We start from the raw sequence: 8,985 nt of genomic DNA, 5'->3' as shown, positions 1-8,985 counted from the left end.
AGGCCGTGGGGAACAGCAGCAGACCGGACCACCCCACGAAAACGAAGCGGTCGCGCTTGAGCCAGTCGTCGAGGACGTCGAACCATCCACGGGTGGCAGGGGCGCGCCCCAGGGCGATCGTCATGGGTGAAAGCGGTGCGGAAGACCCGCAGGGCTGTGGGTTACCGGGGGATGGTAACAACGTTGATCGGCCCGGCGCGCCGGGTGACATGGGCTGAAACTGACGCCTCCGGCACGCTTCGCGGCAGGATGGCGGCCCATCGCCCCCTCTTCCCGCATGGCTTCGCCCGGCGTCGCTTCCCCTTCGGCCGACGAGCAGGTGCTGGAGCAGCCGGTGCTCGGCTCCCGGCGTCTCTCCAACCTGCTGGTGGCCGCTGCCGTGAGCATCGGTGGGATCGGCTTCGTGCTCACCAGCGCCTCCAGCCGGTTCGGCCGCGACCTGCTGCCCATCGGCCACCCCGCCGCCCTGGTCTGGGTGCCCCAGGGGCTGGTCATGGGGCTCTACGGGGTGGCGGCCCTGTTGCTGGCCACCTATCTGTGGCTGGTGATCAGCATCGATGTGGGCTCTGGCCTCAACCGTTTCGATCGGAAGGCCGGCGAGGCTCGCATCAGCCGCCGAGGCTTCCGAAAGCTGATCGAGGTGGTGATCCCCCTGCGGGAGATCCAGGCGGTCAAGGTGGAGGTGCGCGACGGCCTCAGCCCCCAGCGACGCCTGGCCCTGCGGGTGCAGGGCCGGCGGGACATGCCCCTGACCCGGGTGGGCGAGCCCATGCCCCTGGCGGATCTGGAGCTGGCAGGAGCGCGCCTGGCCCGTTTCCTGGGCGTCCCCCTGGAGGGTCTCTGACGATGGGAACCGCCACGAAAGCCGCCGGCCTCGGCTGGCGCCTGCTACTGCTGGTGCTCCTCGGCCTGACGCCCCTCGGCCTGTCGGCCTGCGCCGCCGACAGCGGCAACCGACCCATGGGCTGCGAGGCGGCCACCACCCCCTGCCTCAAGGGCACGGCCGTGGTGGCGATGGAGACCAGCAAGGGGCCGGTGGAGCTGACCCTCGATGGGGCGGCGGCGCCGCTCACGGCCGGCAACTTCGTCGATCTCGTCCGCCGGGGCGTCTACAACGGCACGGTCTTCCACCGGGTGGTGCGGGAACCGGTCCCGTTCGTGGTCCAGGGCGGTGACCCCAGCAGCGCCGATCCCAAGGTGCCCGCCAGCGACTACGGCTCGGGCGGGTTCGTCGATCCGGCCAGTGGCGAATCCCGGCGCATTCCCCTGGAGCTCAAGCTCGAGGGCGACCAGGAACCCCGCTACGGGGAGCAGATCACCTCTCCGACCGCCACCCGCCAGCTGGCCCTCAGCCACGAGCGCGGCGCCGTGGCCATGGCCCGCTCGAACGATCCCAATTCGGCCAGTGCCCAGTTCTATGTGGCCCTGCAGGCGTTGCCCGAGCTGGACGGCCGCTACGCCGTGTTCGGCCGGGTCAGCAAGGGGATGGACGTGATCGACCGGATCCAGCAGGGGGACAAGCTGATCCGGGCCCGGGTGATCGAGGGCGGCACACTGGTGCAGAGCACGAAGCCCTGAGGCCGCTCGGGCCGCAACCGGCCTGGCCTCAGGCCGGAACCCGCTTGTCGGAAACGGTGGCCTTGAGCAGTTCGGTGTTCACCCCCGAGGCCCGCTCCAGCGCCACCTTGCCCGTGCGGGCGATCTCCAGGATCCCGTAGTTCTCGAGCAGGCGTTCCAGGGCCACCAGCTTGCCCGGGTCGCCCACCACCTCGAGGGTGAGGGCGTCGTCGGCGACGTCCACCACCTTGGCCCGGAACACCTGCACCAGATCGAAGATGGCGCCCCGGTTCTCCGCCGGTGCCGCCACCTTCAGCAGCATCAGTTCGCGCTCCACGGCGGGAATGGTGGAGAGATCGATGACGCCGAGCACGTTGATCAGCTTGTTGAGCTGCTTGGTCATCTGCTCCAGGGTGCGGTCGTCCCCTTCCACCACCATGGTGAGCCGGGACATGCCGCGGTGCTCGGCCGGCCCCACCGCCAGGCTCTCGATGTTGAAACCGCGCCGGGCGAACAGACCGGAGATGCGGCTGAGGGCCCCCGATTCGTCTTCCACCAGCACCGAGAGGGTGTGCTTCATGTCGGGGTCGGGAGCGGGGTGCGGCGGGGGACCGGAACGGCGACCGGGATGGTCCTCCCAAAACTACGCGCCGGGGTGGGCCGTGCCGTCATCCGGCCCCCAGGCGCTCGAGCCAGGGGAGCACGGCGTCGTGGAAGGCGGCGGGGGTCTCGTCGTGGGGGCAGTGGCCGCACCGGGCGATCACATGCAGGACGAGGTCGCTGCGCAGCCCGAGGCACTGCCGGGCCACCTCCACCGGCACCAGCCGGTCCTGGCCCCCCCAGATCAGCAGGGTGGGCCGCCCCGGCCGCTGCAGCAGCGAGACGGCCGTGGCCCGGTGCGGCCGCAGGGCCATGCCGATGCTCATCGCCCGCAGGGCGCGCACCGCCCCGGGGCGGCGGGCGGGGCGGGCGATCACCCGGCGCAGCTCCTGGTCACCGATCACCGGGTGGCGGTAGGCCGACTGGATGCCCAGGTCGAGCAGGGGGGAATGGGCCAGCAGGGGCACCAACAGTTCCAGGGGCAGCAGCCGCAGCAGCAGCCGGATCCCACCCCGCTTCAGCCGCCGCCGCCAGGGCCGGCGGCGGGGTGGACGCCGCTGGGCCATCAGCAGGCTGGGGTCGGGGAGGGGTGCCGCCACCACGGCCCGCACCCAGGTGGGGAAGAACACGCTGCAGGTGAGGGCCACCAGGCCGCCGAGGGAATGGCCCACCAGCACCGCCGGCCCCCCCACCACCTCTCCCAGGAACGCCCGCACCTGGCGGGCCCAGAGGCGGTTGTCGAGGGCCTGATGGGGATGGGTCCCCGGCTGGCTGGAGGCGCCGAAGCCGATCAGGTCGAGCCCGTAGACGCACCAGCCCGCCGCCGCCAGGGCACCGGCGTTGCGGCGCCAGTGGCCGCTGCCGGCCCCGAAGCCGTGCAGCAGCACCACAGCCGGCCGGTCGGTGTTCCCGAGGCGGCGCCAGTGGCAGCCGTGGCCGATCCAGTGCCAGACGGCGTGCTCCCCCCAGTCGGCCCCCTCCGGCGAGGGGATCTCCCCGGAGGCAGGCTGGGGGTCGGCGGACGACACCGATGGCTGGGGCAAGGATCCGGACGTGAGCGGACCTGATCACTATTGCGAAGGGGCGGCCGTGCTGGAGACCGGTGACGGCTTCTTCCGGCCCGCCTCCCGGCCCGCCAGGGACGTCGGCGTGCTGCTGGTCCGGAGCCTGGCCGCCATGGCGGCGGGCGGGCCCGTGCGGGTGCTCGACGGGATGGCGGGCTGCGGCATCCGGGCCCTCCGCTACGGGCTGGAGGGCGGGGCCACGGCGGTGTGGGCCAACGACGCCGACCCCGACCGGCTGCCGCTGCTGGAGCGGAACCTCGCCCGGCTGCCGGCGGTGGTGGAGCGGCAGCTGGGCACGGCCACGGCCCAGCAGCTGCTGGCGGGCTGCCTGGTCGGGGGCCGCCGCTTCGAGCTGGTGGATCTGGACGCCTTCGGCTGTCCCGCCGCCCTGGTGCCCCTGGCCCTGGAGGCGGTGGCCTTCGGCGGGGTGCTCTACCTGGCCAGCACCGATGGACGCTCGGCCACGGGTCACGACCGCCGGGCGGCGCTGCGCCGTTTCGGGGCCGCCGCCCGGGCCCACCCCGCCAGCTGGGAGATCGCCCTGCGTCTGCAGCTGGGGCTGCTGGCCCGGACCGCCTGGGCGATGGGTCGGGGCCTCACCCCCCTGCTGAGCTTCAGTGAAGGCCGGGCCTTCCGCACCGCCGTGCGGCTGGAGCGCCATCCCGCCCCCGGCGAGGAGGGGCATCTGGGCCTGGTGGCCCACTGCCACGGCTGCGGGGACCAGCAGGTGCAGAGCCTGGGACGGCTGGGGCGGTGGCGGCCCTGCGGCTGCCCCGCGATCTCCGCTGAGGGCCCGCCCCTGGCGGTGAGCGGGCCCCTTTGGATCGGCCCCCTCCAGGATCCCGCCACGCTCACGACCATGCTCCAGGAGGCCGAGGCCGGCGGCGCCCATCTCGACCGCCCGGGCCGGCGGCTGCTGGAGCGGCTCCGGGCCGATCCGGCCGCCACCCCCCGCTGCTGGCCCGTGGACGCCATCGCCCGCCATCTGGGCCAGGGGCCCCCGCCGCTGGCGGACCTGGTGGCGGCCCTGACGGCCCAGGGGTTCGCTGCCGCCGCCAGCGGCGTGATGGCTGGCCAGCTGCGCAGCGAGGCCCCCTGGCCCGTGATCGTGGCGACGGCCAAGGGACTGGCGGCCGCGACGGCTGCTAGATAGGTACCCCGTTCCCCCCTGTCCGGGCCATGGCCTCTGAAATCTTCGGCACCGCCGCCATCTTCTGGGTGCTGATCCCCGTCGGCCTGGCGGGCGGCGCGCTGCTGCTCAAGCTTCTGAACGACTGAAACGCCCGGATCGCGCCGGCGCCGGACGCACCACTAGGCTCAGCCCGCTTCCTTTGCTGGGGTCCATGAAGGTTCTTGTCATCGGCGGAACAGGAACCCTCGGTCGCCAGATCGCCCGTCGCGCCCTCGATGCGGGCCATGTCGTGCGCTGCATGGTGCGATCACCCCGCAAGGCGGCCTTCCTGCAGGAGTGGGGCTGCGACCTCACCCGCGGTGACCTCCTGGAGCCCGACAGCCTCGACTACGCCCTCGAGGGCCAGGAGGCGGTCATCGATGCCGCCACGGCCCGGGCCACCGATGGCGGCAGCGCCTACGACATCGACTGGGCCGGCAAGCAGAACCTGTTCGCGGCCTGCGGCCGGGCCGGGCTCCGCCGCCTGGTGTTCATTTCGCTGCTGGATGCGGCCCGCCACCGCAGCGTGCCGCTGATGGACATCAAGGCCTGCACGGAGGACTGGCTCGAGGCCTCCGACCTCGACTACACGATCCTGCGCTGCGTCGCCTTCATGCAGGGCCTGATCAGCCAGTTCGCCATTCCCGTGCTGGAGAGCCAGACCGTCTGGGTGAGCGGAGCCCCGACCCCGATCGCCTACATGAACACCCAGGATGTGGCGCGCTTTGCCGTGGCCGCCCTGGAGCGGCCGGAGACGGTCCGGCAGGCCTTCCCCGTCGTCGGTCCCCGGGCCTGGACCACCGGGGAGATCACCCAGCTCTGCGAGCGCTACAGCGGCCGTGAGGCCCGGGTGTTCCGGGTGCCGCCGGTACTGCTGCGGCTGATGCAGGCGATCACCAGCTTCTTCGAAGCCAGCCTGAACGTGGCCGAGCGCCTCGCCTTCGCGGAGGTGGTGGGGGGCGGCGAGGCCCTCACGGCGCCGATGGAGGCCAGCTACGCCGCCTTCGGCCTTGAAGAAGCCGAGACCACCCGTCTGGAGGACTACCTCAAGGAGTACTACGACACGATCCTGCGGCGCCTGCGGGAGATGGAGTCGGACCTCGACAAGGAAGCCAAGAAGAAGCTGCCCTTCTGAGCACCCGGCCCGCCAGTTCGTGTGTACTATTGCAGCGTTTGGCGGCGGCCATGGCGATTTCCCAGATCAAGAACCTGCAGCGGCGTCTGGCCAACCTGGAGGAAGAGGCGATCGCCGAGCTCACCCGTGCCTGCGGCCACGAGCTCTGGGCTTCCCTGGGCTTCGATGCCTTCGACAGCCTCGAGGATCCCGACCGTCGCGCCCGGGCCAACTACTACTACGGCCAGCTGCAGACCGTCAGGGAGCTGAAGGACGCCCTGACGGTCTGAGCAGCGCTCCCAGCCGCTCCCGCTCCACGGGACTGACGTCCCGCCAGATCCCCGGCTCCAGCCCGGCCAGGTCCAGGGGCGGGCCCCCATCCATCAGGTCGATCGCCGTCCGCACCAGGCGCAGGGTGGGCAGGCCCACCGCCGCTGTCATGCGCCGCACCTGCCGGTTGCGTCCTTCCCGCAGCTCCACCTCCAGCCACGCCGTCGGCACCCGCAGCCGGTGTCGGATCGGCGGATCCCGCTCCGGCAGTCCGGGGTCCTCCACCGCCCTGGCCCGGGCCGGCAGGGTGCGGCGTCCCTTCACCATCACCCCCCGGCGGAGGCCGTCGAGGGCCGCCTCGGTGAGGCTGCCCTCCACCTGCACCAGGTAGCGGCGCCAGTGACCCCGGGCCGGATCGGTGAGCCTGGCCTGGAGACGGCCATCGTCGGTGAGCAGCAGCAGCCCTTCGCTGTCCGCATCCAGCCGGCCGGCGGCGTAGACGTCGGGAACATCGATGTGATCCGCCAGGGTGCCCCAGGCGCTGCCCGGTTCGGGCCGGAACTGGCTGAGCACCCCGTAGGGCTTGTGGAAGAGCAGGGTGGTGCCCACCGCCCCCTGCCGTCAGGAGCTTTCCCGCGCCCGCCAGAGGTTGACCACGCCGATCGAAATCAGCAGCAGGCCCAGATCCATCGCGATGGGGGGAAGGATCATGGGGAGCCGGGAGCGACAGGCGGGCTGACCCTATCGCTCCGGGACAGCCTGCGGGGGGCGGGCGCTGGGGTGGGGCGCGGTAGACGCCTAAGCTGGTGGTCTGTTGTTCTCCACAGGCCAGCCGTCCCGCATGATCGAAACGTCCGGTGTGATCGAAAAGGAGCAGGGCAACGGGTTCTACCTCGTCACCCTCGAGCAGCCTGCCGGTCACCAGTGCCTCTGCCGGGCGGCGGGCAAGCTCACCAAGTTCCGGATCAAGCTTCTGGCCGGTGACAAGGTGCTGGTCGAGATCAGCCCCTACGACCTGACCCGCGGGCGCATCACCTACCGGGAACGCAATGCCGGAGCCACCGGCCCCCGGCCCGGCGGCAACCGTCCGGGAGGTCCCCGGCGCCGCTGAGCCCGGCTGGGTGGATCAGCTCTGGAGACTCCAGAGATCCGGGTAGATCAGGGTTGTGGAGATTTCAGATCTCCACAACCCTCAGATTTCCAGCAGTCCGTCCGTTTCCGGACGGCGGCCGAGGTGCAGGTCCCTTGGCACCATCAGCACATTGGCCTGCAGCAGCTCGGGATGATCCTCGAGGGTGAGGAGCCATTCTCGGAACTCCTCGTTGATGGCGTAGCTGTCCTCGAAGAGTTCGCGGCCGTCGAGGGCGGCACGCCGGGCCAGGGCCCAGCAGACGGCGACGGTCAGACGGCGATGCACGGCCGCATCGAGGGGGGTATCAGAACCGTCGTGATCGCTGGCGTCGTCTCGTGGCCTGTCCATCGGGTTGATCTCGGTGGATGTCCTGTGGTGCCCACGTTGGCGGCTCGTGGGCGCAACGACGGTGTTGGTTGTCACATCGTTGCAGGAAATCGGGCTGCAACAGGCGAATCGAAGCCAAATGGAAGCCGATCCGCGGCGTCAGGCTGATCGGCGCCGGATGTTCGGCAGCACGGGACCGCTGACGCTAATCATGCGCCCGGCATCATCCGCCATGGCCTGCAGCGGCAGGCGCTCGTCGCTGCCCGGCGCGCTGCCCCCGGCGCTGGCCAGCGCCGGGGGGCGTGGGCGGATCACGTAGGGCTCGCTCACCGTCCAGCCCCGGGCGTAGCTGATCAGCAGGGGATCGGCCGGTGCGAACACATAGGAGGGCCGCCGTGGGATGGATTCCTGACCGGAGCGATCCCCGTCCATGCGTACGGCCCTGGTGATCGCCTGCACGAAGCGGCTGCGGGTGACCACGGTGGTGAGGTAGGCCACCACCCGCAGCCGTGGGGCGTCGAAGCCTTCGGCGCACATGTCGATGCTCACCAGCCAGTCGGCCTCCCCGGCCTGGAACGCCGCCAGGTGCTGGGCCGCCTCCGGATCCTGGGAGTGGACCAGGTGCACCCGGTCCCCCTCCTGGGCCAGCAGGTCGGCGATGGTGCCGGCGTGGCCGATGTCGCGTGCCACCACCAGCCCGCCGGCCCCCGGGTGCTCCAGCCGCACCCGCTCCAGGCGGCGGCGGGCCTGGAGCAGCAGCCGCAGGGCGATCCCGCCCCGATCCCCGGGCCGGATGGCCCGACGCAGGTTGCGGGCCCGCCAGCTCTCCCGCTGCTCGGCCGACAGGGGGGAGGTCTCGCGTTCGTGGCCATCCTCCGGGCGACCGTGTTCCACCCAGCCGTCCTGGAAGCGGAACTCCAGGGGCCGCACGTCGCCGGCGGCGATCAGGGCCCGGGGCTCGACGCAGAGGTCCGGGATGATCCGCTCGGCGGGCCCGTCCTGGTCGTGCATCCGGATCCGGCGGGCGGCGCAGAAGCCGAGGTTGTCGGCGCGGAAGGGGGTGCCGGTCAGCCCCAGCCGCAGCCGCGCGCCGCCGGTGAGGCTGCTGAAGGCGTGGCCCCAGGCCGTGGCCTCCGGCTCCAGGGGATCGAGGCCCAGGTGGTGCACCTCGTCGGCGATCGCCAGCCAGGGCCGGCCCTCCAGGAGGCGACCCAGCGCCCCCTCCAGGCGATGGCGGTGCAGGGCCGCCCCCTGGTAGCTCAGCAGCAGGCCCTGGCCGGCGGTGGGCGGGGGGGCTCCCCCCGGGGCGTCCCAGTCCCGCAGGTCCAGGCCGAGGCGGGCGGCGGCCTGGACCCACTGGCGGCCGATGGCGCTGCGGTGGCAGAAGACCACGAACCGCTCCAGCCGCCCTTCCCGCTGCAGCTGCCGGAAGGCCAGCAGGGCCCCCAGGGTCTTGCCGGCGCCGGGCCCGGCGTGGAGGAGCACGTCCTGGCCGCCGGGGCTCGCCGCCACCAGGCGGGCCCGCAGCAGCTGGATCAGGCGCCGCTGCCAGGCCCGCGGTTCCGGCCCGGCCGGGGAGGCCGAGGGGGAGGTGGAGGGGGCGAGGGCCCCGGCCTGACGGCGCAGACCCAGATCGAAGGACGGTGGCGCCATGGGGCGATTCTGCTGGCCCGGTCCAGGGCCTGCCGCCGACCGTCGCAGGGTCCGGTGGGGGTGTCCGCACATTGGGACCCGGTTGCTTGCCGTCACC

12 protein-coding genes and 1 pseudogene are annotated in these 8,985 nt (G+C 72.3%); 7 read left to right on the top strand and 6 right to left on the bottom strand.

The features are described from left to right. A pseudogene (locus KBZ08_RS13490) lies at positions 1 to 124 on the bottom strand (photosystem II D2 protein (photosystem q(a) protein)); the annotation flags it as partial. Between the two features lie 153 nt (positions 125 to 277). On the opposite strand from KBZ08_RS13490, the gene KBZ08_RS13485 reads away from it, so the two are divergent. Further along, positions 278 to 844 carry a photosystem I assembly protein Ycf4 gene (locus KBZ08_RS13485; RefSeq protein WP_106222324.1) on the top strand — a complete coding sequence of 189 codons (567 nt, stop codon included), beginning with the start codon at positions 278 to 280 and terminating at the stop codon, positions 842 to 844. Positions 845 to 846: 2 nt separating this feature from the next. Beyond that, positions 847 to 1,578 carry a peptidylprolyl isomerase gene (locus KBZ08_RS13480; RefSeq protein WP_254973636.1) on the top strand — a complete coding sequence of 244 codons (732 nt, stop codon included), beginning with the start codon at positions 847 to 849 and terminating at the stop codon, positions 1,576 to 1,578. Between the two features lie 28 nt (positions 1,579 to 1,606). Here the strand turns inward: KBZ08_RS13480 and ilvN are convergent, their stop codons facing one another. After that, positions 1,607 to 2,137 carry an acetolactate synthase small subunit gene (ilvN, locus tag KBZ08_RS13475; protein WP_015108799.1) on the bottom strand — a complete coding sequence of 177 codons (531 nt, stop codon included), beginning with the start codon at positions 2,135 to 2,137 and terminating at the stop codon, positions 1,607 to 1,609. 88 nt (positions 2,138 to 2,225) lie between these two features. Beyond that, positions 2,226 to 3,185 (bottom strand): alpha/beta fold hydrolase, encoded by a 960-nt coding sequence (locus tag KBZ08_RS13470; protein ID WP_254973634.1) that lies wholly within the window; start codon positions 3,183 to 3,185, stop codon positions 2,226 to 2,228. 25 nt (positions 3,186 to 3,210) lie between these two features. Here KBZ08_RS13470 and KBZ08_RS13465 point away from each other — a divergent pair, with 25 nt between their 5' ends. The 4 genes from KBZ08_RS13465 (at position 3,211) to KBZ08_RS13450 (ending at position 5,796) form a co-directional block, all read left to right on the top strand. Further along, on the top strand, positions 3,211 to 4,374 hold the full coding sequence (locus KBZ08_RS13465; RefSeq protein ID WP_254973632.1) for a N2,N2-dimethylguanosine tRNA methyltransferase: 1,164 nt from the start codon (positions 3,211 to 3,213) through the stop codon (positions 4,372 to 4,374). A gap of 26 nt (positions 4,375 to 4,400) precedes the next feature. Then, the gene (petM, locus tag KBZ08_RS13460) at positions 4,401 to 4,499 is read left to right on the top strand and encodes a cytochrome b6-f complex subunit PetM (RefSeq protein WP_015108796.1); all 99 of its coding nucleotides are present in this window, start codon (positions 4,401 to 4,403) and stop codon (positions 4,497 to 4,499) included. 65 nt (positions 4,500 to 4,564) lie between these two features. After that, positions 4,565 to 5,527, top strand: a complete 963-nt coding sequence (locus KBZ08_RS13455) for an NAD(P)H-binding protein (protein WP_106222332.1) — start codon at positions 4,565 to 4,567, stop codon at positions 5,525 to 5,527. Between the two features lie 50 nt (positions 5,528 to 5,577). Then, on the top strand, positions 5,578 to 5,796 hold the full coding sequence (locus KBZ08_RS13450) for a hypothetical protein (RefSeq protein WP_015108794.1): 219 nt from the start codon (positions 5,578 to 5,580) through the stop codon (positions 5,794 to 5,796). Here the strand turns inward: KBZ08_RS13450 and KBZ08_RS13445 are convergent. Continuing rightward, the gene (locus KBZ08_RS13445) at positions 5,765 to 6,385 is read right to left on the bottom strand and encodes a pseudouridine synthase (protein ID WP_106222334.1); all 621 of its coding nucleotides are present in this window, start codon (positions 6,383 to 6,385) and stop codon (positions 5,765 to 5,767) included. The two genes, KBZ08_RS13450 and KBZ08_RS13445, sit on opposite strands and share 32 nt — an antisense overlap. Before the next feature lie 232 nt (positions 6,386 to 6,617). Here KBZ08_RS13445 and infA point away from each other — a divergent pair, with 232 nt between their 5' ends. Beyond that, positions 6,618 to 6,887, top strand: coding sequence for a translation initiation factor IF-1 (gene infA / locus KBZ08_RS13440; RefSeq protein ID WP_015108791.1), 270 nt, complete (start codon positions 6,618 to 6,620; stop codon positions 6,885 to 6,887). Between the two features lie 81 nt (positions 6,888 to 6,968). On the opposite strand, the gene KBZ08_RS13435 is transcribed toward infA, so the two are convergent. Beyond that, positions 6,969 to 7,256: a hypothetical protein gene (locus KBZ08_RS13435; RefSeq protein ID WP_106222336.1), complete on the bottom strand. Its 288-nt coding sequence runs from the start codon at positions 7,254 to 7,256 to the stop codon at positions 6,969 to 6,971. Between the two features lie 138 nt (positions 7,257 to 7,394). Beyond that, a complete protein-coding gene (locus KBZ08_RS13430) occupies positions 7,395 to 8,888 on the bottom strand; it encodes a DEAD/DEAH box helicase (RefSeq protein WP_254973628.1) in 1,494 nt (497 codons plus the stop codon). Positions 8,889 to 8,985: the final 97 nt, after the last annotated feature.

The organism is Cyanobium sp. Candia 9D4 (assembly GCF_024346155.1).
GTDB classification, from domain to species: domain Bacteria; phylum Cyanobacteriota; class Cyanobacteriia; order PCC-6307; family Cyanobiaceae; genus Cyanobium; species Cyanobium minutissimum.
The sequence above is the reverse complement of the archived record's forward strand: the minus strand, read 5'-3'. Positions and strand labels throughout refer to the sequence as shown.

Excerpts from the sequence above, each read along its gene's own strand:
- KBZ08_RS13485 (WP_106222324.1), top strand. The coding sequence starts at position 278 with ATGGCTTCGCCCGGCGTCGCTTCCCCTTCGGCCGACGAGCAGGTGCTG.
- KBZ08_RS13480 (WP_254973636.1), top strand. The coding sequence starts at position 847 with ATGGGAACCGCCACGAAAGCCGCCGGCCTCGGCTGGCGCCTGCTACTG.
- ilvN (WP_015108799.1), bottom strand. The coding sequence starts at position 2,137 with ATGAAGCACACCCTCTCGGTGCTGGTGGAAGACGAATCGGGGGCCCTC.
- petM (WP_015108796.1), top strand. The coding sequence starts at position 4,401 with ATGGCCTCTGAAATCTTCGGCACCGCCGCCATCTTCTGGGTGCTGATC.
- KBZ08_RS13455 (WP_106222332.1), top strand. The coding sequence starts at position 4,565 with ATGAAGGTTCTTGTCATCGGCGGAACAGGAACCCTCGGTCGCCAGATC.
- KBZ08_RS13450 (WP_015108794.1), top strand. The coding sequence starts at position 5,578 with ATGGCGATTTCCCAGATCAAGAACCTGCAGCGGCGTCTGGCCAACCTG.
- infA (WP_015108791.1), top strand. The coding sequence starts at position 6,618 with ATGATCGAAACGTCCGGTGTGATCGAAAAGGAGCAGGGCAACGGGTTC.
- KBZ08_RS13435 (WP_106222336.1), bottom strand. The coding sequence starts at position 7,256 with ATGGACAGGCCACGAGACGACGCCAGCGATCACGACGGTTCTGATACC.
- KBZ08_RS13430 (WP_254973628.1), bottom strand. The coding sequence starts at position 8,888 with ATGGCGCCACCGTCCTTCGATCTGGGTCTGCGCCGTCAGGCCGGGGCC.